Source organism: Stenotrophomonas sp. GSD10 (assembly GCF_056172695.1).
Genome location: NZ_JAOCMC010000002.1, coordinates 2427277 through 2450071 on the forward strand (window position 1 = coordinate 2427277; position 22795 = coordinate 2450071).

21 protein-coding genes and 1 tRNA gene are annotated in these 22795 nt (G+C 66.0%); 13 read left to right on the plus strand and 9 right to left on the minus strand.

Annotated features, from left to right (window positions below; genetic code table 11):
- Positions 1–64: 64 nt before the first annotated feature.
- Positions 65–733 carry a hypothetical protein gene (locus N4G47_RS11475; RefSeq protein WP_475287228.1) on the plus strand — a complete coding sequence of 223 codons (669 nt, stop codon included), beginning with the start codon at positions 65–67 and terminating at the stop codon, positions 731–733.
- Positions 734–791: 58 nt separating this feature from the next.
- Here the strand turns inward: N4G47_RS11475 and N4G47_RS11480 are convergent, their stop codons facing one another.
- A complete protein-coding gene (locus N4G47_RS11480) occupies positions 792–1199 on the minus strand; it encodes a hypothetical protein (protein ID WP_107233015.1) in 408 nt (135 codons plus the stop codon).
- Positions 1200–1789: 590 nt separating this feature from the next.
- Between N4G47_RS11480 and N4G47_RS11485 the strand changes: the two genes are divergently transcribed.
- Both N4G47_RS11485 and N4G47_RS11490 read left to right on the plus strand, forming a co-directional pair.
- Positions 1790–3073 (plus strand): PAAR domain-containing protein, encoded by a 1284-nt coding sequence (locus N4G47_RS11485; RefSeq protein WP_475287230.1) that lies wholly within the window; start codon positions 1790–1792, stop codon positions 3071–3073.
- 1062 nt (positions 3074–4135) lie between these two features.
- The gene (locus N4G47_RS11490) at positions 4136–4636 is read left to right on the plus strand and encodes a hypothetical protein (protein WP_475287232.1); all 501 of its coding nucleotides are present in this window, start codon (positions 4136–4138) and stop codon (positions 4634–4636) included.
- Positions 4637–4732: 96 nt separating this feature from the next.
- On the opposite strand, the gene N4G47_RS11495 is transcribed toward N4G47_RS11490, so the two are convergent.
- A complete protein-coding gene (locus N4G47_RS11495; protein ID WP_475287234.1) occupies positions 4733–5080 on the minus strand; it encodes a winged helix-turn-helix transcriptional regulator in 348 nt (115 codons plus the stop codon).
- 102 nt (positions 5081–5182) lie between these two features.
- On the opposite strand from N4G47_RS11495, the gene acuI reads away from it, so the two are divergent.
- Both acuI and N4G47_RS11505 read left to right on the plus strand, forming a co-directional pair.
- Complete coding sequence (acuI, locus tag N4G47_RS11500; protein ID WP_475287236.1) at positions 5183–6172, plus strand: acrylyl-CoA reductase (NADPH); 990 nt, start codon at positions 5183–5185, stop codon at positions 6170–6172.
- 132 nt (positions 6173–6304) lie between these two features.
- Positions 6305–9058, plus strand: a complete 2754-nt coding sequence (locus tag N4G47_RS11505; RefSeq protein ID WP_475289930.1) for a UvrD-helicase domain-containing protein — start codon at positions 6305–6307, stop codon at positions 9056–9058.
- Positions 9059–9243: 185 nt separating this feature from the next.
- Here the strand turns inward: N4G47_RS11505 and N4G47_RS11510 are convergent.
- A tRNA-Ser gene (locus N4G47_RS11510) sits at positions 9244–9333 on the minus strand.
- Positions 9334–9457: 124 nt separating this feature from the next.
- Between N4G47_RS11510 and N4G47_RS11515 the strand changes: the two genes are divergently transcribed.
- Positions 9458–10531: a DUF4241 domain-containing protein gene (locus N4G47_RS11515; RefSeq protein WP_475287237.1), complete on the plus strand. Its 1074-nt coding sequence runs from the start codon at positions 9458–9460 to the stop codon at positions 10529–10531.
- Positions 10532–10585: 54 nt separating this feature from the next.
- Here N4G47_RS11515 and N4G47_RS11520 read toward each other — a convergent pair whose 3' ends face one another.
- Positions 10586–11578 carry a LysR family transcriptional regulator gene (locus tag N4G47_RS11520; protein WP_107233008.1) on the minus strand — a complete coding sequence of 331 codons (993 nt, stop codon included), beginning with the start codon at positions 11576–11578 and terminating at the stop codon, positions 10586–10588.
- Between the two features lie 127 nt (positions 11579–11705).
- Here N4G47_RS11520 and N4G47_RS11525 point away from each other — a divergent pair, with 127 nt between their 5' ends.
- Complete coding sequence (locus N4G47_RS11525) at positions 11706–12293, plus strand: FMN-dependent NADH-azoreductase (protein WP_475287239.1); 588 nt, start codon at positions 11706–11708, stop codon at positions 12291–12293.
- A gap of 166 nt (positions 12294–12459) precedes the next feature.
- On the plus strand, positions 12460–12810 hold the full coding sequence (locus N4G47_RS11530) for an SH3 domain-containing protein (RefSeq protein ID WP_475287241.1): 351 nt from the start codon (positions 12460–12462) through the stop codon (positions 12808–12810).
- A gap of 104 nt (positions 12811–12914) precedes the next feature.
- Here the strand turns inward: N4G47_RS11530 and serS are convergent, their stop codons facing one another.
- Positions 12915–14195 (minus strand): serine--tRNA ligase, encoded by a 1281-nt coding sequence (serS, locus tag N4G47_RS11535; RefSeq protein ID WP_475287243.1) that lies wholly within the window; start codon positions 14193–14195, stop codon positions 12915–12917.
- Positions 14196–14308: 113 nt separating this feature from the next.
- Here serS and N4G47_RS11540 point away from each other — a divergent pair, with 113 nt between their 5' ends.
- Together N4G47_RS11540 and N4G47_RS11545 are read left to right on the plus strand one after the other, a co-directional pair.
- Positions 14309–14947 (plus strand): energy transducer TonB, encoded by a 639-nt coding sequence (locus N4G47_RS11540; RefSeq protein ID WP_475287245.1) that lies wholly within the window; start codon positions 14309–14311, stop codon positions 14945–14947.
- Positions 14948–15066: 119 nt separating this feature from the next.
- The gene (locus N4G47_RS11545) at positions 15067–15627 is read left to right on the plus strand and encodes an energy transducer TonB (RefSeq protein WP_475287247.1); all 561 of its coding nucleotides are present in this window, start codon (positions 15067–15069) and stop codon (positions 15625–15627) included.
- A gap of 148 nt (positions 15628–15775) precedes the next feature.
- Here N4G47_RS11545 and aroA read toward each other — a convergent pair whose 3' ends face one another.
- The 4 genes from aroA to N4G47_RS11565 form a co-directional block, all read right to left on the minus strand.
- Entirely contained in the window at positions 15776–17083 is a 1308-nt protein-coding gene (aroA, locus tag N4G47_RS11550) for a 3-phosphoshikimate 1-carboxyvinyltransferase (RefSeq protein WP_475287249.1), read from the minus strand.
- 76 nt (positions 17084–17159) lie between these two features.
- Entirely contained in the window at positions 17160–18359 is a 1200-nt protein-coding gene (gene pheA / locus N4G47_RS11555) for a prephenate dehydratase (RefSeq protein WP_475287251.1), read from the minus strand.
- Between the two features lie 51 nt (positions 18360–18410).
- On the minus strand, positions 18411–19496 hold the full coding sequence (gene serC / locus N4G47_RS11560) for a 3-phosphoserine/phosphohydroxythreonine transaminase (protein WP_475287254.1): 1086 nt from the start codon (positions 19494–19496) through the stop codon (positions 18411–18413).
- Positions 19497–19750: 254 nt separating this feature from the next.
- Positions 19751–20557: an FHA domain-containing protein gene (locus tag N4G47_RS11565; RefSeq protein ID WP_475287255.1), complete on the minus strand. Its 807-nt coding sequence runs from the start codon at positions 20555–20557 to the stop codon at positions 19751–19753.
- Positions 20558–20682: 125 nt separating this feature from the next.
- Between N4G47_RS11565 and N4G47_RS11570 the strand changes: the two genes are divergently transcribed.
- The 3 genes from N4G47_RS11570 (at position 20683) to N4G47_RS11580 (ending at position 22780) form a co-directional block, all read left to right on the plus strand.
- Positions 20683–20958, plus strand: coding sequence for a polyhydroxyalkanoic acid system family protein (locus tag N4G47_RS11570; protein ID WP_005417302.1), 276 nt, complete (start codon positions 20683–20685; stop codon positions 20956–20958).
- 80 nt (positions 20959–21038) lie between these two features.
- Positions 21039–21530 carry a phasin family protein gene (locus tag N4G47_RS11575; protein ID WP_475287257.1) on the plus strand — a complete coding sequence of 164 codons (492 nt, stop codon included), beginning with the start codon at positions 21039–21041 and terminating at the stop codon, positions 21528–21530.
- A 236-nt stretch (positions 21531–21766) separates the two neighbouring features.
- Positions 21767–22780: a restriction endonuclease gene (locus N4G47_RS11580; RefSeq protein WP_475287259.1), complete on the plus strand. Its 1014-nt coding sequence runs from the start codon at positions 21767–21769 to the stop codon at positions 22778–22780.
- The last annotated feature ends 15 nt before the right edge of the window (positions 22781–22795 follow it).

Sequence of the window (22795 nt, forward strand, 5' to 3'; positions counted from 1 at the left end):
CGGGCCCAGACCCGGCTGCACCCTGCGTGATCTAATGGCCTCCCCATGGATGAGGCCTGATGCAATGACACGGATCCGTACCCTGGTGCAGCGTGCATTCCCACTGGCGCTGCTGCCACTGCTTGCCGCCTGCCAGAACGAACAGGTCAGCGCGTTCTTCAATCCTCCGCAGGACGTGCAGGCCAGCGGCGAATTCCACATGAGCACCCCGCCGGGGCTGGTGCACAACAATCTGCTGTCCTCGGCAGCGGTGAACGACGGCCAGGCCCGCGTGGACTCGCGCGGCCCGGGCTATCTCGATATCCGCTTCTTCCCCATCACCCATGCCGATGCGCTCGATACCATGGGCCCGAAGTGGCCGTCCTCGCAGCGCGATAGCGAGCCCGATCTGGGCAACGTCGATTTCAGCAGCCACTTCGTCTTTCTGGTGGCGCACCCGGAACTGACCGGCTACGCCGCGATGCGCAGCGGTCAATACGCCACATTCTTCAGTTCTGTGAAGGTTGCCTACCTCGACGACCGCGTGGTGGTGCATCTGGATGCGTCGCGGCTGGGCGACATCAGCCCGATGGCACTGCTCGGCAGCCCGTGGGCCGGCAAGCTTTACACGCTTGAACGGCGTGGCCGGAAGCAGCTGGAAGTGAAGCTGTACGACAACCGCTACCAATTCACGCTGGTGCCGGAGGTCGTACCAGAGGTGGAGTCTGAGATTCCGCCGCCCAGGGTGAGGTGAGGCCATCAGCGTGACACCGATGCGCCGGAGCCCGAGCCTCGGCGCAGACGGCGACGGTTCACGGCACCAGACAACGCTCAACCTGCAGCGAAAGCGCTTCGCAGGCGTCGAACAGGCCATCAACCAGTGCTGCGGACGGACAGCTGCGCGGGTCATCGTTCTCACGCGCGACATGCGCGGCATGCAGCACGGCGCTGAGTGCGGCAATGCCTGACGCACTGCGCGTGGCCAATGCCAGGTCAAACGCGCGCGCAGGCGTGAGCCGGGTTTCCGTCCACGCCTGACCGTCGGCGCGACGTTGCTTGCCGTAGCGGTCGAGGAAGTCGAAGAACGCGGAGCGCGGAATGGACTCGGCCGCATCGCTGAGGGCATCTTCCATCTTCTCGGCCAACGCATTGGGAAGATCGCGCACGGCATCGCCGAGCAGAGCATGCAGGCGGGGATAGTCGGGGAGCAGGTCGGACATGACGGCAACCTCACAGGTATGGCCACCTGCAGATGCAAGGTGGCGGACGGTGCGGGTTGGCGTGCCGGATACATGCCGCAAGAAGCCGGCGGATCAATGATCCCCACGCACCGTCCACCATGGGCTGGCAGAAGGTGCATTGTCACGATTGCAGCTTTCGCTACAACCGCGACGCCGCGCGACATGTAAGTTCGGGACGCCAATCCCGGCCAGGGCAGGTGCCTTGGCAGCGCCATCGTTGGCGCGTTGCTTCGCTGCTGAAAAGTAGGGAAATACCGCACTGGCTCGTTATCGCGCCGGGTGCGTCAAAAGATGGCGAATGGATATCGGATGGCGTTCGGTTCGATCGCCTCCCTATCCGCCGCCACTCTCGCAAGCAAGGCAAACGCGACACTTCACGGTTGCCCACCATTTCCAGATGGGCCACTGCGCGTTCCATTGCAGGCATACGCGCATTGCTCAGGAACTGTCGCAACTGACAGAGCCGCACGTCGCAATCGAGCCGCTCGCGTCAAATTTCCTGACGCAGAAGCGTCGCGTCCTTCACGCGCCGAAAGCTGAAACACCCTGCCACAGCTGGTTTTCCCCGTATGCATGACCTTTGCACGGCCGCACGCGCCGCCGAACTGGATCGCATCCTGCATTTCGTTCTGGAACGGAAGCGAAACATGGCAAGGAACTGGATTGTGGTGGGCGACCCGACCTCCAGCGGCGGCCGCGTGATCACCGGCTCAAGCAGAACCGACATTGACGGCATGAGCGTTGCCCGCGTCGGTGACAAAGCGACCTGCCCGACGCTGCATCAGGGCGAGTTCGCCATCGTCGAAGGCGATATCACGACCACCATCGACGGCCAGCCTGTTGCACTGCATGCCAGCGCGCTGGCCTGTGGCTGCCGTGTCCTGTCTACCCAACAGACCCGGGTGTACGTCATCACCAACGGCGGCGGCGGCGGCCGGACGCCTGCAGGTGATGCCGGCCCGACCGAACTCGCGTCTGCCCTGCAACCCGCAGCCTCGCCATCTCCCCGCACTTTCGACCAGGCGATCCGATTTGTCGGCAGCCGAGGGAACCCGCTGGCCGAACTGCCCTATACATTGTATCTGGACGATGGCAGGGCCTTCTCCGGCACCACCGATGCGCAGGGCGGCACGGCGCGGATATCGACCGCGCAGAGCCAAGCCCTGGTGCGTGCGGAACTACGTCCACCTACGGTGCTGACAGGGTGCTGTGTGCGCATGGCGCCCGGCAGCGATGATGCACCGGAGATATTCGATCTCGAGGGTGTGATCACCACGCCACGGGACATGGGCGTTTCGGTTGTGGAGGTGAGCGCCCCCGGCCATGAGCGGAGCCTTACGTTCGGCGAGATCGAGATGGCGCGACTGGTGTTTGGCGACTCGGTCGACTACAGCCGAGTGAAGGTTCACAACCATGGCTACTGGCTGTTTTTTGGGTTCCAGCACAAGGACACTGGCGTCACGCCCAATGGCGAAATGTACTTTCCGAAGGATATCTATCTCGACGACTTCTCAACCGATGACTTGCGTAGCCAGCAGTTCTTCATCCACGAAATGACGCATGTCTGGCAGTATCAGCTGGGTTACAAGGTCAAGCTGGTACGAGGGCCGCGACCCAGAATGAGCTACGACTATCTACTCGATGAGCTCCGCTTGTTCCACAACTACAACATGGAGGCCCAAGGTGACATTCTGGCGGACTACTTCCTCATCAATTTCCGTGGCTCACAAGCACGCATGAACAACGCGAGGTATCGCACAGCTTCTGGAGTCGCTGCACAATTGGAACGGACGCTATCATCATTCCTCGCCGATCCCAGCAGCAGGTCAAATCTGCCAAGGACGACCCAATGACGCGACCGCAGCTATCGGCGGCAGTTTTCGGCATGCTCTTGCCAATGATGGCAAGCTGTTCAGCACCTCCCGGCCGCTACCAGCAGGCAACCATTCGAGACCGCGATGGCGTGCCGTGCTTCAGCGTAGCCGACACGCCCGAAGCACGTGCCAACGCTCCACTGATCGCGGGCATTACGGTAATGGAGATGGGTACGGGGGCACGCCAATCTGGGAGCGCATCTTCCTACGCGCCAAAACTACCGAGCCCGCGCTGGGTCCCGACCAGTGCATCGGCTACGGTTTGGGGGGAACGCCCGCCGGCTTCTTGCGCATGGGTACGCACTATCAAGTGGAAATCTGGGGTAGAACGCCAGGCACACCTGGTAATGTTGGTGAAGCGCAATCACGCTGGTATCAAGGCTGCTTCTACATTGCTGAAGTCATCGGCAAGTACGAAATTAGAACGGTGGAATCGAATTGCTCGACCGCACGTTCGTCTGGATCGCCACCGGTGCAATTGGACGGGAAGGAGAATGGGATATCCCGTTGATAGGGCCATATCTGGCTCTTCTGTGCCTTCTGTTGCCAATGCTGGCCAGCTGCTCGTCACCACCCGGGCGCTATCAGCAGGCTGCGATACATAATCGCGATGGTGTGCCGTGCTTCGGAGTACCCGACACCAAAGAGACGCGCGTCAACGCGCCAGTTATCACCGGCGTGTCAGTGACGGAACCAGGTAGGAATGGCCTGCCAATGTGGGAGCATGACTTTCTGCGTGATGGGACCGGCGAGCCGACGCTGCCTCCAAGTCAATGCATCAAGTACGGTGAGGGCGTGGCGTCCGTCCCCTCACTGCTGACGGGCAAACGTTACCAGGTAGTGCTATGGGGACGCACACAAGGTGTTCCCGGCAGGAAGGGCGAAGCCGACGCCCGTGTCTTCAGTGTCTGCTTCCAAATGGTGGAAGTGAGCGGAAAGGTTATAAAGCCCGTCGTATCGGATTGTTCGACCGCGCTCCCTGCCGGGCAACAACTTGTGCGAATGGAAGACAGGTAGAGAGGCCCCTAGTGGTGGAACCCTATGAAGCAACTGAAAGCATGGATGCTGTTGGCTTTGCTGCTGCCAATGATGGCCAACTGTTCGTCACCACCCGGGCGCTACCAAGAGGCCACGGTCAGCACCTCTGAAGGCAGGCTGTGCTTTGGTGTTCCTGACACGCGCGAGATTCGATCCGCGCCGCCTGGGATTGCCTCCATCGGACTGAGCGCTGCTGGGCAGGGTCTCTACCCGATGTGGGAACGCGTCTTCATTGAAGAGCACATTCCCGAGCCTTCGCTCGCACCCGACCAGTGCATACCCTATGGCTCCGGACCCAGCCCTGCCCCGCCGCTGCAGGCGGGCGCGTACTACCAGGTGGTCCTTTCCGGATATACGCCAGACAACCCAGAGAATGGAGCGGTGGGACAGAAGCGTGTATTCAGCGCCTGCTTCCACCTGCGTCAATCCGCCGATGGCCGCGAGTTGAAGCCTGTCGTGGTGACCTGTGGGGAGGTGCCTCCATCTCCGCTGCCCCCGTCATGAGCGGAGGGCCAACGATCTGCGCGGCACAGAGCACGATCGCATGAATCGCTGCGGCAGAAGCTTCACCGCACTTCCGGCCTCGCCGGCGCCCAGCCTTCAGCTCTCCCCACGCGCGCTCTGGTAGCCGCGATAGGTTTCACCCCATTCCCGCATCGCCAGCAGCACCGGCACCAGCGTGCGCCCGAATTCGGAAAGCTCGTATTCCACCTTGGGCGGCACCTCGGGATAAACATGGCGGATCACGACCCCATCGGCCTCCAGTTCTCGCAGCTGGCTGGTCAGCATCGACTGGGTGGCGTTGGGTACCCGCCGCGTCAACTCCATGAAGCGTCGCTTGCCGGCCATCAAGTGAAAAAGAATGATCGGCTTCCACACGCCACCCATCACCGACAGCGTGACTTCCACCGCGCAACCGCTCTTGCCATCCCAACGCTTACTACGCATGCATACTCCGGAAAACCATAGTACCCATGAAAAAACATCGTTCTTGTTGCCATAACGGTGCGAGCCTAGCATGGGCCCATCCACTGAACGTGAGGCCCTTCCATGAGTTTCAAGGCACTACTGACCCGTAAAACCGACGACGGCGTTTCCACGCAACTGGTCGATTTCAATGATGCGGATCTGATGGACGGCGACGTGCTGGTGCAGGTCGAGTACTCCACGCTCAACTACAAGGATGCGCTCGCCCTCACCGGCACGCGTCCAGTGATCCGGACGTTCCCGTTGATTCCGGGCATCGATCTGGCCGGCGTGGTGCTGGAATCGAGCAACGCCGGTTTCAAACCCGGCGACCGGGTCGTAGTGAATGGCTGGGACCTGAGCATGGGCCACCACGGCGGTCTGGCCCAGCGCGCCCGCGTGCGCGGCGAATGGCTGAACAGGATTCCGGGCAACCTCACTACCCGCGATGCCATGGCCATCGGCACTGCCGGCTACACCGCCATGTTGTGCGTGCTGGCGCTGGAAGACGCGGGCGTGACCCCGGACAAGGGCGATGTGCTGGTGACCGGTGCCAACGGCGGCGTGGGCTCGATTGCCGTGGCCATCCTTTCCAGGCTGGGCTACCGGGTGGTGGCCGCCACCGGGCGCCCGCAACACGCCGAGTATCTGCGCAGCCTGGGTGCCGCCGACATCATCGACCGTGCACAGCTTTCAGAACCACGCGATCGACCCGTCAGCGCCGAGCGCTGGGCGGGCGTGGTGGATGTGGCCGGCGGCCCGACACTGGTCAATGCCATCGCCGAGACGAAGTACCGCGGCGCCGTGGCGGCCTGCGGCCTCGCCCAGAGCGATGCCCTGCATGGCTCGGTACTGCCCTTCATCCTGCGCAACGTGACCCTGGCCGGCGTGGATTCGGTGAACGCACCGCAGCACGTTCGCCAGCGCGCCTGGGATCGCCTCGCCACCGATCTGGACCCGCAGAAACTGGAAAGCACGGTGCAGCAGATCGGGCTTGCCGAAGTGCTGGACGTCTATGAGCAGATCATTCCGGGCAAGGTGCGCGGGCGGATCGTGGTCGACGTGAACGCCTGACGCCCGTTACTTCACCGCTGGCAGCTGGCCTGCCCGGCCAGACGCCCTGCGCACGGCACCAAGCCCCCTTATCATGGGGCTGTAAGGGCGCTTTACGCCCAGTGACGTACGCAAGGCAGTATCTGGATGTCTATGGAATGGCGCCCCTCGGGCTGGGGCCAGCGTGTGACCCGCTCGCCGGACTGGCGACTGCGGCTGGATGGCGAGCATGTCGAGCTTCTGATTGGGGGCCGGCAGTACTCGCAGCGCGTGGATCACGACCAGCGCGTGCGGGTGCTTCCCGGCGTGTTCTGGGCCAAGGTGGCGCTGCAGACCGAGGACGGCCAAACGCTGTCCGTGGACGGCCTGCCGAACCGCCAGGCGTCCCATCTCTCGGCTGCTGTCCAGAACGTGCTCTTTGCGCGCACCACGCGCGGGCGCAAGGCGCTCTTTGAGGAGATCCTGGAGCAGATCCAGTCATGGCTGAGCGCGGCGGACGCGCTGACCGATCGCGGTCACGCCAGCCGCCGCTGGATCACCCACGAGCAGCAGCAGGCGCTGCTGGCTGAGCGGCCTGCTCTGCCACTCTCCCCAGATGAGCTGGAGAGACTGTTTCTCGATACGGACGTGCACGACGACCTGCACTCCAGCCGCCATCTGGCCGCGCTGGAAGCGCTCAATGACTGGCATCGGGATTGGCCTGCTGCCTGGGCCGAGGCCAACGAGGCCATCACCCAGCGCGAGCTGGTGCTGGCCAAGGACCTGCTGGACCATGTCGAGAGCAGGCCACTGACCGAAGAACAGGCGCGCGCGGTCATCTGCTTCGACAACCGGGTACAGGTGGTGGCCGCGGCCGGCTCCGGCAAGACCTCCACCCTGGTTGCCAAGGCCGCCTACGCGATTGATCGCGGCTTCGTCGAGCCCGAGCGCGTGCTGATGCTCGCCTTCAACAAGGACGCGGCCGAGGAACTGGAAGCGCGTGCGCAGCGCGCGTTCCAGCGGCTCGGCATGGGCGATGCCGTGGTGGAAGCGCGGACCTTCCACGCACTGGGCCTGGCCATCATCGCCAAGGCAACGGGGCGCAAGCCCGACATTCCGGAATGGGCCACCGACGCCACGCTGGGCTTCAACAAGCTGGCCGAGCTGGTGGACGACCTGAAGGACCGCTCGAGCCACTTCCGCACCCAGTGGGACATGTTCCGCCTGGTGTTCGGCCGCGACCTTCCTCCGTTCGGCGCCGAGATGCTGGCCGACGGCTACGACCGCGATGGCACGCCCTACATCCGCACCCTGCAGGGTGAGCGGGTGAAGAGCCTGGAAGAATGCGTCATTGCCGACTGGCTGTTCTACAACGGCGTGGCCTACGACTACGAGCGGCGCTATGAGTTCGATACCGCGACCGACACCCACCGCCAGTATCGCCCGGACTTCTATTACCCCGACGCCGCGCTGTATCACGAGCACTTTGCGCTGGATGCCGACGGTCAGCCGCCGAAGCACTTTGCCAACTACAGTGAAGGCATGCACTGGAAGCGCCAGCAGCATGCTGCGCGCGGCACCTCGCTGGTCGAAACGACTTCGTTTGGCCTTCGTAGCGGCCACGCGCTGCAGCACCTGGCCCGGGCGCTTGGCGAGTCGGATGTCGAACTGGACCCGAACCCGGACCGCGCGCTTCCCGAGCAGGGCGCCAAGCCGATGCCGGACGCTGATCTGATCGGGCTGATGCGCACGTTCATCGCCCATGCCAAGAGCAACTGCCTGACGCTGGAGGACATGGCCGGGCGCCTGCGGCAGATGCCCGACGACCAGTTCAAGGAACGGCACCGGCGCTTCCTGGAGATCGCCGGGCCGGTCTTCCAGGCCTGGGACAACGCGCTGGCCGACGAGCGCGGCATCGACTTCGAAGACATGCTCAACATGGCCGCAGGGCTGCTGGAACAGGGCCGGTACCAGTCACCCTACGAGCTGGTGATGGCCGACGAATTCCAGGATGCCTCACGCGCCCGTGCGCGACTCTGCCGCGCGTTGGTCAGTCAACCCGGCCGCCATCTGTTCGCGGTGGGCGATGACTGGCAGTCGATCAACCGCTTCGCCGGTGCCGATGTCTCAGTGATGACCAGCTTCCCGGAGTGGATGGGACAAGGCCAGGTACTCAAGCTGGAACAGACCTTCCGCTGCCCGCAAGCGCTGTGCGATGTCTCCAGCCGCTTCATCCGCCGCAATCCAGCGCAGATGGCCAAGGCCGTTCGCTCGGCGACGCCGGCGGTGGGCCCGGTGCTGCAGGCGTTCCAGCTGGCCCGCCGTGAGGAAGTGCAGGACGGGGTTCGCCAGTACCTGGCCACGCTGCACCAGCAACTGCTGTCCGGCGCACTGCCTCGCGGCCACGCCGGTCGTGTGACGGTATTCATTCTGGGCCGCTACCGGAATGAGCGCAGTGCCTTGCCTGCGGACTGGAAGACCACGTTTGGCAGCACGATGGAGGTCGAGTTCCTGACCGCGCATCGTTCGAAGGGGCGCGAGGCGGATTACGTGATTCTGCCGGGCATGGTGAATCGTGGCTTCCCGAGCCTGCGTTCTGATGATCCGGTACTTTCGCTGGCGATGCCCGAAGGCGATGCCTTCCCGCTGGGCGAAGAGCGACGGTTGTTCTATGTGGCGCTGACGCGTGCGCGGCGCTCGGTGGCGATGTTCACCCTGCAGGGCAAGCACTCGCCGTTCCTGGATGAGCTGGTGCAGGACGGCGTGGTGGAAGTGACGAGCCTGTCGGGTGTGGCGATCAATGAGGAACGCTGCCCGGTGTGCAAGGTGGGCGTGTTCGTGGAACGGAATGGGCCGCATGGGGCTTTCAGATCGTGCTCCAGCTATCCGTTGTGCCATAACAAGCCCAAGGGTGGCCGTCGCGCATGAGTGCCTCTTTCTGCGTCTTCGTGGCGATGCGTGTACTGGCCTCACCGCAGCCCTGGTGGCATGCCTGGCGGCCGGAACTGGCCTGCCCGCGCAAAGCAGCCGTGTGACGGCGGCTCGCGTGCAGATCGAGGGCGTGGACTGAAGAAACGAAAAAGCCCCTGCATGCAGGGGCTTTTGTGAATCAGTGGCGGAGAGAGTGGGATTCGAACCCACGGAAGGTTTAACCCTTCGCCGGTTTTCAAGACCGGTGCCTTAAACCGCTCGGCCATCTCTCCAATCGGGTCCCGGTCGCCCGGGCAGTGGCGTATTCTCGCACGTGAAGGTCATTTGCCCAAGACCACCCTTGCCCCTGCCCTGCGCATGCGGCACGGTGGGGGCTCGACCGCATCCGGAGCCCCCATGGCCCACCTCGACCTGGCCAACCTGCGCACCACCCTGCTGGACGACACCCAGTTGGCCGCGGTAGCCCTGCATCGCACCCTGGCCGGCCACCTGCCGGTCAGCAGCGGGCAGCTGGTGGTCTGCGATCCGCTGGTCCAGGCCGAGGCGCCGGCGCTGGCCGACTACACCGCGCCGGCCGGCCGTCATCCGGTGGAGATCATCGTGCACAGCGGCCGCCCGGCACTGGCCGTGGTCTGGTTCAAGCCGCGCCAGGCCCTCACTGCATCGGCCCTGCATTGGCAGATGGCACGCTGGACCACCCAGGACCTGACCGGCCTGGATGAGGACAGCTTCATCGGCTATCCGGTCGACGCCGGCATCGGCTGCTTCATGGATACCGACACCCAGCAGGCGCTGCTGGCTCTGATCGAGCAGACCGCCGGCGAGGAAAACAGCGCGTGGTCCGATGCGCTGATCGATCATGACGGCCTCGACGAAGGGGCCGAGTACCGCCCGTGGGGCGAAGACTCGCCACATGGGCTGGTGGTATTCACCAGTGGCTGGGGCGACGGCGTGTATCCCAGCTATTGGGCGCTGGATACCTCGGGCCATCCGGTGGCGCTGGTCACTGATTTCCTGTGCATCCAGAACGGTGACGGACGCGACGAGCGTGAGATCGCCGACCAGGCCTATCGCGACAGCCTTCCACCCGAAGAAGCTGAAGCGCTGGCACGACTGGTGGCGGCCGTGGAGCGGGACGACGCCGACGCGCTGCGCGACCTGCTGAAGGATGCACCACAGCGTGCCAACCAGATCGAGCCTGGATGCGGAGGCACCGCCGTGTTCGAGGCGATCCGCCTGGATCGACCTCAGGCGCTGCGGGTGCTGCTGCAGGGTGCGGCGCTGCCAGCGATGCCCGAGCGCCTGCACATGAGCAGGGCCACCAGCTATCTGGAGTACGCGCGTTTCCTGAAAAAGCCGCGCAGCGCCGAACTGATGGCGGTGTTGGAAGCACCGGTCATCACGGATCGGCCAGAACCGGTGGCAGCGCCACGACGCAGCTTGTGGGACCGGCTGTTCGGGCGGAAGTGATCGGCGCCGGATACAGCAACGCCGGGCATGACCCGGCGTCACCGTTCATTCCTCTCAGCCGGCATCCACCGCCAGCGCGCCCAGCGCACTGGCCTTGATCCGCTCCTTGGCCTTCTCGCACGCACCATCGCAATGCAGGCGCGAGGCCTCCAGCTGCGGCGGCAGGTGCTCGGCCAGGAAGTCGATGAACACGCGCACCGCCGGCAGCAGGCCGCGACGCGAGGCGAACACGGCATGGCACACGCCCTGCGGCAGCGACCAGTCCGGCAGCACCACTTCCAGCTCGCCATTGCGCACGGCATCGGCGCACACGGTTTCCGGCAGCATGGTGATGCCGAAGCCGTCCTTGACCATGCTCTGCAGCAGCGGGAAATCGAAGCCGGCCACGCGCGGCTGCAGGTCGACCCGGCGCACCTCGCCTTCCGGGCCATGCAGCTCCCAGCGCTGGCGCGCTTCGTCTTCGCTGATGCTGAGGGTGACGTGCTGGGCCAGCTCCTCCGGGTCCTTCGGGCGACCGGCGCGGTCCAGATACTTCGGGCTCGCCACCAGCAGTTCCTGCACCTGGCCGAAGCTGCGCATCACCAGGCTGCCGTCGTCGTCCAGCCGCGAGCGCACGCGCAGGGCCACGTCGTAGCCTTCATTGATGATGTCCACGCGGCGGTTGCTGATGTTCAGCTGCAGGCGCACCTTCGGGTACTGCTCAAGGAACTTGGGCAGCAGCTTGGGCAGCTGCATCTGCGCCAGCGACACCGGCACGCTGGCGCGCACCACACCGCGCGGCTCGGCGCTGAGGCGGTCCACCACTTCGCGCGCGGCCTGTGCCTCGGCCAGCATGGTCTGGGCGTGGCGGTGCACGCTGGTGCCGACGTCGGTGACCGCGAAGCGACGCGTGGAGCGCTGCAGCAGGCGCACGCCCAGGTCGGTCTCCAGCTGGCTGATGCGGCGGCTCAGGCGCGACTTGGGGATGCCCAGGGCGCGCTCGGCGGCGGCGAATCCGCCGTGGTCGACCACCATCGCGAAGTAGTACAGATCATTCAGGTCATGCATGCCCGAGTTCCATATCTAGAACAATACGTGGCATTCAATCACCTTTATCCCGCCTTTGCAACAACCTATCGTTCTCTCCGTCGGCGGGGCCTACCCGCTTCTTCCTTCCAGAACATAGGTGACTGCCATGAAGCTTCTGCATCTCGACGCCAGCGTGCTTGGCGAGAACTCCGTCTCCCGCCACCTGACCGCCGCCGTGGTGGCCCGGTTCAAGCAGCAGATCGAAGGCCTGCAGGTCGATTATCGCGATCTTGACGCCAATCCGGTACCGCATCTGCGCAGCAGCTCGCTGGCCAAGGCCGACGCGGCCGAAGCCGCTGATGCTGAACAGGTGCTCGAGCAGTTCCTTGCAGCAGACATCGTGGTGATCGGCGCGCCGATGTACAACTTCAGCATTCCGTCCACCCTGAAGGCCTGGATCGACCGCGTGGCCGTGGCCGGCCGCACCTTCAAGTACACCGAGAACGGCCCGGTCGGCCTGGCCGGCGGCAAGCGCGTGATCGTGGTCAGCAGCCGCGGCGGCATCTACACCGATTCGCCGGCCGACTTCCAGGAGCCCTTCCTGCGCCAGACGTTCGCGTTCTGGGGCATCAACGACATCGAGTTCGTGCGTGCCGAAGGCATCGCCTACTCGCCGCAGCACCGTGAAGACGCCATTGCCGGCGCGCTGGCGGCCCTGCCGTCGCACGAAGCGGCTGACGCCGTCGCTGCATAAGCGTTCCAGCGTTCGGCGCCGCTCTCTCCTCGTCGAGGCGCTGAACGCGGGCCGGGATCCCCTCCCCATCCCGGCCCACCCTGGCGGCCCCGCAGTGCGGGGCCGCTTTTTTGTGGACCGATTCCCGCCCGCCTGGCATGGCCCGGCGGAAACGGTACAGTGGGTCATGGACTACATCGTGACGACTGCACACCGCAGCGAATTTCCGCAGCCGATCACCCTGCGCCGAGGCCAGGCGCTGGTGGTGGGCGAGCGCTATGCAGGCCCGGAGGGCTGGGAGGATTGGTTCCTGTGCCAGGCCGAGGGGCAACAACCCGGGTTCGTGCCGGCACCGGTGATCGGTCGTGATGCGCAGGGTGACGCGTATGCCACCGAGGCCTACTGCGCGCGGGAGCTGGATGTGGATCCGGAGCAGAGGCTGCGCGGGCTGCGCACACTCAATGGTTGGGCGTGGTGCGTGCCGGAGGCGGGCGAACCGGGATGGGTGCCGCTGGAGAAGCTGCGGATTGTGCGGTGATCGCGGGGTTCATCCACGCATGGCGTGGATGTAGCCCGCACTGTAGATCCGTGCCATGCGTGGATTCGGTGCCATGCAAGCATGGCACCCACCCGATCAACTAATCAGCCGATGGTTTCCAGCCCACCCATGTACGGGCGCAGCACGTCCGGCACGGTGATGCTGCCGTCGGCGTTCTGGTAGTTCTCCATCACCGCGATCATCGCGCGGCCAACCGCCACGCCCGAGCCGTTCAGGGTGTGCGCCAGTTCCGGCTTGCCGGTGGCCGGATTGCGCCAGCGGGCCTGCATGCGACGGGCCTGGAAGTCACCACAGTTCGAGCACGAGGAAATCTCGCGGTAGGTTTCCTGCGACGGCAGCCAGACTTCCAGGTCGTAGGTCTTGATCGCCGAGAAGCCCATGTCGCCGGTGCACAGCAGCACCTTGCGGTACGGCAGGCCCAGCTTTTCCAGCACAACCTCGGCACAGCGGGTCATGCGCTGGTGCTCGGCGTCGCTGTCTTCCGGGCGGCTGATCGAAACCAGCTCGACTTTCTCGAACTGGTGCTGGCGGATCATGCCGCGCACGTCGCGGCCACCGCTGCCGGCCTCAGCACGGAAGCACATCGAATGGGCGGTCATGCGCAGCGGCAGACGCTCGGCATCAACGATCTCGTCGCGCACGATGTTGGTCAGCGGCACTTCCGAGGTCGGAATCAGGTAGCGCGTGGAGTCACCCACCGCAGTCTTGAACAGATCGTCCTCGAACTTCGGCAGCTGGCTGGTGCCACGCAGCGAATCGGCGTTGACCAGCAACGGCACGTTGGTTTCCTCATAACCGTGCTCGCCGGTATGCAGGTCGACCATGAACTGGGCCAGGGCGCGGTGCAGGCGCGCGATCGGGCCACGCAGCACGGTGAAACGCGAACCGGACAGCTTGGCCGCGGTCTCACCGTCCAGCCAGCCGTTACGCGCGCCGAGCTCGACGTGGTCCAGCACCTTGAAATCGAACTGGCGCGGGGTACCCCAGCGGGCCTGCTCGACGTTGTCGTTCTCGTCGGCACCGGCCGGCACGTCATCGGCCGGCAGGTTCGGGATGCCCATCGAGATCGCTTCGATCTTCTCGCGCAGCTCGTCCAGCGCCACTTCCGAGGCCTTCAGCTCGTCGGCAAAGGCCGCGACCTCGGCCATGATCGCCGAGACGTCCTCGCCCTTGGCCTTGGCCTGGCCGATCGCCTTGGAACGGCTGTTGCGCAGGCTCTGCAGCTCCTGGGTCCGCACCTGGATGCGCTTGCGATCAGCCTCCAGGGACTCCAGGGCAGACACGTCGAGCTCGAAGCCGCGGCTGGTGCGCAGGCGTTCGGCGAGGTCGGCGGGCTGGTGGCGGAGCAGGGCTGGATCAAGCATGGCAGGTGTCGTGGTGGGTATCAGGGATGGGATTATCGCCTGTTATACGGATTTCTGCCGCCCGGTTCATTCCCGGCGTGGCAGAATCGGGGCATTCCGTACTGGTCCGGTCCATGTCTGCACCCCGCTCGTCGTCCGCCAAGTCGTTCACTGTGCATATCCCGCGCAACGCGCTGAAGATCGCCGGCATCGCCTTCGGCGTTGGCGTGCTGCTGTTCGTGGTGGTCTGGCTGACCGGCCGCGACAAGGAGTTCTTCCGCGCCGACCCGGCTGCACAGACCCCGCAGGAGACCGCCCAGGTGGAACCGCTGCCGGAACCGCTGGCCGCCGCCGCCGGGTCCAGCGACATGCCCGATGCCAAACCGGCGCCGGTGGAAGAAGAAGCGCCGAAGCTGGTGGAAGCCGCCCCGCCGCCGCCGGCCCCGGTGGCCGAAGCAGCCCCGGCCGCTACGGGTCCGGCGCCCGCCGTGGCCGCCAACAGCCAGCCGATGCCGATTGCCGGCCAGTCGCCACCGCCGACCTACCCTGCCGCCGCCCTGCGCGCCGGTGAGACGGGCAGCGTGGTGGTACGCGTGGATGTGGACGCCACCGGCTATCCCAACAATGCCACCGTCATCCAGCGCAGCGGTTCACGCGAGCTCGACCGTGCCGCCACCGATGCCGTGCGCCGCTGGCGCTTCACCCCGGCACACAGCAATGGCCAGCCCGTTCCGGGCAGCATTGAAGTGCCGTTCGACTTCAAGACCCAGTAACTGAATGTAGTCCGGCAGGCAAACTGAACCCTGCCGGTGGTGTTGACGCAGCACTGACACTTCCGCACGGCGGCTCGGGCAACACTCTGCACGTCGTCAATTGACGGAAGGAGTTTGCGATGACTGCCACCACCCACGAGAACCTTCATTCGACACACGACAGCCACACTCAGCAGCGGCCGACCTCGCCCTGGATGTGGATCGCGCTGATCGTGGCGATGTTCGCTGCCGCACTGCTGTGGCTGCGCCACGCCAACCAGGACGACGTGGCACCGGCGCCGGTGGGCGAGCGGATGCTGCCGGCTGCGGAGCAGCCGCTGGCCGATGCGGCCGTGCCTGCCAACGGGCAGGCGGCTCCGGCCGCCACCCAGCGCCGTGCAGCACCGGCGGTGCGCAACCGCGAGGCGCGCCCGCTGGCCAGCAACAGCAAGCCGACCTACCCGGCCACGGCACTGCGCAATGGCGTGCAGGGCAGCGTGGTGGCCAGCCTCAATGTCGATACCCGCGGCCATGTGACCAATGCGGCGATTGTTTCGCGCAGTGGCGAACGCAGCCGTGATCTTGATCGTGCGGTGCTGAGCACCGTGCAGAACTGGAAGTTCCAGCCGGCCATGCATGAGGGCCGTGCGGTAGCGAGCGTAGTGCGGGTCCCGGTGGACTTCCGCACCGAGCAGCGTTGATCGCGGACGAGGGGTTCGTGATGTTTCGACGGAGGCTTCGGCCTCCGTCCTTTTATCTGGCGCCTCGAATGTAGAGCCGAGCCATGCTCGGCTCATCGCAATGTCCACCATGGAGTCGAGCATGGCTCGACTCTACGGAGCCTCGCGATCAGGCCAGATTGAACCCGGCGCTGCGGGCCAGGCCGTCGAAATCCGGGAAGGATGTGGCGACGTTGGCGATGTCGTTGATGCGCACTTCGCCATCGCTGATCTGGCCGGCAATGGCGAACGCCATGGCGATGCGGTGGTCCCCGTGGCTTTCGATGGTGCCGCTGCCCAGACGCACACCGCCGTACAGGGTGGCACCGTCTTCGGTTTCATCCACCTGCATGCCCAGCGTGCGCAGGCCAGTGGCCATCGCCGCAAGGCGGTCGGATTCCTTCACCCGCAGTTCGGCCGCACCGGTTACCACGGTCTGGCCTTCGGCGGCGGCGGCGGCCACGAACAGCGCCGGGAACTCGTCGATCATGTCCGGCACCAGTGCCTCGGGAATGCGGGCGCCCTTCAGCGGCGCGTAGCGCACCACCAGATCGGCCACCGGCTCACCGCCCTGCTCGGCCGGATTCTCTTCAGTGATGTCCGCCCCCATCAGGCGCAGCGCGTGCAGCAGGCCGGTGCGACGCGGGTTCAGGCCGACCTGCTTCAGGCGCAGCGCGGAACCGGGAATGATGCTGGCGGCGACCAGGTAGAACGCCGCCGAGGAGAAATCGGCCGGCACCACGATATCGGTGGCGCGCAGGCGCTGGCCGCCACGCAGGCGGGCCTTGCCGGGCGAAAACTCGATCTCCACGCCGAACGCGGACAGCATCCGCTCGGTGTAATCGCGGGTCGGGTGCGGTTCCAGAACGCTGGTTTCGCCCTGCGCGTACAGACCGGCCAGCAGCACCGCCGACTTGATCTGCGCGCTGGCCACCGGCGAGGCGAAGTCGATGCCGTGCAGCGCCTGGCCGCCATGCACGTGCAGCGGCGGCGTACCGTCGCTTTCGGTGTCGATCTTCGCGCCCATCTGCGACAGCGGGCCGGTCACGCGGCGCATCGGGCGGCCGGACAGCGATTCATCGCCGACCAGCGTGCAGTCGAAGGCCTGGCCAGCCAGCAGGCCGGCCAGCAGGCGCATGCCGGTACCGGCGTTACCGCAGTCCAGCGGTGCGTCCGGCGCCTTCAGGCCATCGATGCCAACGCCATGCACGATACGCTGCGACGGGCTGGGGGTTTCGATGCGCACACCGAGCTGGCTGAAGATGCGCGCGGTGGCGCGGGTGTCCTCGCCTTCCAGGAAGCCTTCGATATGCGAGGTGCCATCGGCCAGCGCGGCGAACATCACCGAGCGGTGCGAGACCGACTTGTCGCCGGGAATGGTCAGGCTGCCCTGCAGCGGCTGGCCCTTGCGGGCGATCCAGTGTTGCGCGTTGCTCATCGTTCGATCATTCCGTAAACGCCGGCAGCGCCGGCGATGCATCAGGGAGCGGTGGCCAGAGCCGCCGCAGCAGCACTCAGGGCACGGCCACTGGATAGGAGCCCAGCACCTTGATCTGCGCCGAGTGCGCTTCCAGTTCGGCCAGCGCGGCCTGCATCGGCGCGTCGTCGATGTGGCCGGCCAGATCGATGAAGAAGCCGTACTCCCACTTGCCGTGGTGCGACGGCCGCGACTCGATGCGGTTCATGCTGATGCCATGGCGGGCGAACGGGCTGAGCACGTCGAACAGCGCACCGGGCTTGTCATGGATGAACACCAGCACCGAGGTGCGGTCGTGGCCGGAGGTCGGGAAGATGTTGCGGCCCACCACCAGGAAACGGGTGGTGTTGTCGGCGTCGTTCTGGATCGGCTTGGTGACCACCTTCTTCAGGCCGTACACATGGCCGGCGCTCTCGCCACCGATGGCCGCCGCGTCGTCGGCGTTGCGCGCACGGCGTGCGCCTTCGGCGTTGCTCGACACCGGAATCTTCTCAGCCTTCGGCAGGTTGGCGCGCAGCCAGGCCGAGGTCTGCATGAACGACTGCGGATGCGCATAGATGCGTTCGATATCCTCGATGCGACCGCTGCGCGACATCAGGTACTGCTGCACGCGCAGTTCCACTTCGCCACAGATCTTCAGGTTGGAGGTCAGGAACATGTCCAGGGTGATCTGGATGGTGCCCTGCCCAGAATTCTCCACCGGCACCACGCCGAAATCGGCGTTGCCCGCTTCCACTTCCTGGAACACTTCCTCGATGCTGGCCATCGGCAGGCCCAGCGCCGAGCGACCGAAGTGCTTGAGCACGGCCTGCTGGCTGAAGGTGCCTTCCGGGCCGAGGTAGCCGATCTTCAGCGGCTCCTGCTGGGCCAGGCAGGCCGACATGATCTCTCGGTAGACATGCACCAGCAGCTCGTCGCTGAGCGGGCCTTCGTTGCGGTCCACCACCATGCGCAGCACCTGTGCTTCGCGCTCGGGGCGGTAGTAGTCGACGGCGGCGGCCAGCTTGCCCTTGGCCTTGCCGACCTGGTGGGCGAAACGCGCGCGCTCGGCGATCAGGCTCTGGATGTCGCGGTCGATCTGGTCGATCTTCGAGCGCACATCAGCCAGTGCCAGCGGCGCCAGGGTCGGCGCCGGATTGGACGCGGCCTTGCTCTTGGCGCGGCTCTTGGACGCCGCACTGTCCTTGGCCGGTTCGGCCTTGTTCGGCGCCTTCTTGCTGGATTTGCTGCTTGCCATCGGAATTCCTTGTTGCGGGGCACGCACACGACGGTGCGCGCCGTTCATTGCTCAGCCGTGACGCTGCTGGAAATCGGCCATGAAGGCGACCAGCGCCTCGGCCCCGGCCAGCGGCATGGCGTTGTACAGCGAGGCCCGGATGCCGCCGACCACCTTGTGGCCCTTCAGCGCCAGCAGGCCGGCGGCCTTGGCTTCGGCAACAAAGCGCGCGTCGAGCTCGGCATCGGGCAGGAAGAACGGGATGTTCATCCGCGAACGTGCGGCGTGCGCGACTTCGTTGCGGTAGAAGCCACCGGAGCCGTCGATGGCGCCGTACACCAGCGCGGCCTTGGCCGCGTTGCGCTTGGCGAACTCGGTCACCCCGCCCTCGGCCAGCATCCACTTGAACACCAGGCCGGCCAGGTACCAGTTCCAGGTCGGCGGGGTGTTGAGCATCGAATCGCGGGCGACGTGCGAGCGGTAGTCGAAGATGTCCGCGCGCGGCTGGCCACTGCGTTCCAGCAGGTCGCGGCGGATGATCATCACCGCGATGCCGACCGGGCCGAGGTTCTTCTGCGCACCGGCGTAGATCACGCCGTAGCGGCGCACATCCAGCGGCTCGCTGGCGATGGACGAACTGAAATCGGCGATCAGCGGGACGTTGCCGGTGTCGGGCACATCACGGAACTCGACGCCGTGGATGGTCTCGTTGGCGGTGAGGTGCACGTAGGCCGCATCGGGCGAAAGCTGCCAGTCCGCGCGCGGCGGCAGCGTGTGGTAGCCATCGGCCTCGCTGCTGGCGGCGATGTTGACGTCCACGTAGACCCCGGCCTGCTTGACCGCGGTCTTGCCCCAGTGGCCACTGACCACGTAGTCGGCACGCTGGCCGGGGCTGGCGAAGTTGAGCGGGATCAGCGCCTGCTGAGTGGTGGCGCCACCGGACAGGAACAGCACCGCATAGTCGTCGGGGATATCGAGCAGGCGGCGCAGGTCGGCCTCGGCCTCGGCGGCCACGGACATGAATTCCGCGCCACGATGGCTCATTTCCACGATCGAAGCGCCGGACCCGTGCCAGTCCAGCATTTCCGCCTGCGCCTGGCGCAGGACCGATTCCGGCAAGGTTGCAGGGCCGGCACTGAAGTTGAACGCGCGCGTCATGTCACACCTGTGGGGCAAGACCCCTAGTATGCCGCACTGCACCAGCCTTGCGGCCTTGTGGCGCAAGGGAAATTTGGTTTCATTGGAATCCATTGGCCGCCAGCATGGCGCCGGTAGTCGCCGACCTTGGTCGGCGTACGCCGTAAGGCGTCATGCCCATCCAGGGAGCGTGCCGACCAAGGTCGGCACCTACCGGAAGCGGGTGGGCACGCGCCGCGTGGGTAGCGCCGGGCCAGGCCCGGCGGACGCAGGGTTCAGCGTGCGCCGAACCAGAGCAGCAGGCTGAGCAACGCCGCCAGCAGCAGCGCGCTGACCAGCAGCCACGGCCAACGCCGGACCCTGCGCGGCGCGACGGGCAGCACCGGCGCTTGCTCGATGTCCTGGCTGGCCTCATCCTCGTCCGGCAACGGGCGCCGGCGCGGGTCATGCGGAACCTCCAGCACGAACCGGTGCTGGCCATCGAACACCACCTGGTCGCCGGCCTGCAGCCAGCAGTGACGAACGGCCACGCCGTTGACCCGGGTGCCATCGGCACTGCCCAGGTCGCGCAGCAGCACGCGCTCGCCATGCACTTCCACGCGGGCGTGCTGTTCGGCGAACGCGGGGTCGTCGATGGCGATGTCGGCGTCGTTGCCACGACCGATCAGGCGCGCCCGCGACAACGTGAAGCTGCGCCCATGATGCAGGCCACCGACGCCACGCAGCAGGCGCTGCTGTTCGTCGCTGCCCTCGTCGCTGTTCGGCGCAGGCGCCTGCAGCAGGCTCTCGACCTCGCCCTGCAGCACCATCTCCACGCCATCGACGTACACCGCGTCGCCTGCACGCAGCAGGGCCATCCGCCGTACCGGCCGTCCGTTCACGTGGATGCTGCGGATGCCGTTGCCGACCTGCAACCACAGCCCCCGGTCATCCATGCAGAACTGCGCCAGCAGCAGGGCGCCGTTGCCGCCCTCACCCAGCCTGACGCTGCCGTTGGCCTGGCGCACGATACGCTGCACCCCGGGCCGCAGGGGCTGGTCGGGCTGTTGTTGTTGGCTGAAGTGGACAAGCAGGTTCTGCACGCGGCGCAGACTAGCAGGTTGCTCGCCAACGAAGAAGAACCGGTGATGAGTGCTTGGCGCGAAGGCCCCCGATGCGCACAATGCTCGCCCTCATTGATCATCCCCGCCCTGCGCCAGGAGCCTGCATGTCCACCATCGATGTCCGCCACGCCCACGCCCTGCCCGACGCACAGGCGCGCGCGGCGATCGAACAGGTCGCCGCCAAGTTGTCCGAACGTTTCGGCCTGAAGTCGTCCTGGACCGCCGACGTACTGAATTTCTCCGGCAGCGGCGTGGACGGTGCGATCGAACTGCAGCCCGGCGCCGTACGTGTCACCGCCAAGCTGGGCTTCCTGCTGTCGGCGATGAAAGGCATGGTGGAAGGCGAGATCCAGCGCGTGCTGAAGGAAAAGCTGGGCTGAATCCCTGCGGCGGCCGTCACGGTCGTGCAACGCCATCGCGCGCTACTCTCGGGGCAGGCCCAACTCCCACGGGAAGTGCGATGAACCGTTACGAAAACGACGACCGCCGCGACGACGACGCCTCGTTTGGCGACCAGGCCGAGCGCTTCTCGCGCAAGCTGAGCGATTCGGCCCAGCAGGTCTGGCTGGCCGGGCTGGGTGCCCTAGGCCGCGCCCAGGCCGAAGGCAGCCGCTTCTTCGATGGCCTGGTGAAAGAAGGCGAAGCCTGGGAAGCCCGCCGCCGCGAGCGCCAGGGCGACCAGGGCCCGGGCTGGCGCGACAACGTTGAATCGTCACTGGACGACGCGCGTGAGAAGGCCTCCGGCACCTGGAACAAGGTCGAGAAGGCCTTCGACGACCAGGTGCAGGGTGTGCTCAAGCGCCTGCATGTGCCCACCGCCGACGAAGTGGCCGCGCTGGAAGCCCGCATCGATGCCCTGCATGCGCGCCTGGCCAAGCTGGAGACCCGGGCCGCCTCGGGCAGCGACGCGCCCGCGCCGGGCAGCCACCAGTCGCCGGACAGCGTGCCCTGACCGACGATTGTTGCAATGCAATAAAATCTGGTTGACAATCGCGAGCAACCCGCCAATCGCTTCGGCTGCCGTTTGTTCCCTCCCTCACGGCTTCAGGATTGGCGGGTTTTTCGTGCCTGCACTACGCCGATCTGAGCGTTTGATCACATTTGGTGTCAGGAACCTCCTGACCCAGCAGGGCGGCGCGCCGATTACACTGTCGTCTTCCGCATTCGCCCCTTCCGCGCACCTCCCGCATGCTCCCCTGGATCCTGGCCCTGCTCTCGGCCCTGCTTGTCTGTTCCCTGGCCGTTGTCTATCTGTGGTGGATCAAGCGGCGCCAGAAGGAGATGCAGCTCGGCCTGCAGGCCCTGGCTGGCATGCACTGGCGTGAATTCTCGGTACTGGTCAAGCGCATGCTGCGCGAGCAGCGCGGGCTGCGCGAGCTGAACGATCCGGCCGAGGATGCGCGTGAGCCGAGCAGCGATTTCGTGCTCAGTGACGGCCCCAACCAGTGGCTGGTGTCGTGCAAGCATGGCCTGGCCTACCGCATCGGCACCGCCGCAGTGAACGAACTGGGCGCCGCCGCGCGCCTGGCCGGCGCCAAGGGCGGCATGCTGCTGACCGAAGGCCGTATCGAACGTGACGGTCGCGCCGCCGCCGAAAAGCAGGCCGTCGAAGTGCTGGACGGCCCGCGCCTGTGGCCCCTGTTGCAGCCTTATCTGCCGGGTGACATCGACACGCGCGTGCGTGCCGGTGCGCGCCACGAAGCGCTGCGCCGGATCGCCATCGCCGCGCTGGGCTCGGTGACGCTGGGCCTGCTGGTGGGCGTGGGTCTGCAGGGCCTGCATGTGGACCGCGCCGAGCCCGTTGCCGCGGCGCCGGTCACCCCGACCGTGGCCGCTGAAGCGGCCCGCGAACCCGCTCCGGTGGCCACGCAGGCCGCCCTGGCAGCGCTGCCCGCGCCGGCCCCCACGGCCGCGCCGGGAACCCTCGATGCGCGCAGCAATCCCAATCCGGATACGGCCACGCTGGACCGTTTCCAGGCGGATCTGTCGCGCGCGCTGGCCGGCAAGCCCGGCATCGCCAGTGGCGTCTGGTTGACCCGCCAGACCCTGGCGATCAACCGCACCGGAGAACTGGATGCGGTATGGCCGCAGGTCTGCGAGGAAGTGCTGCACTACCCGGCCCTGCGCAATGTCCGCATCCAGCTCAATGCCCGCCCCGGCGTGGATGAACCGGTGCGCTGGCGGCAGTGCGCCACGTATTGATGGGGACCGACATCC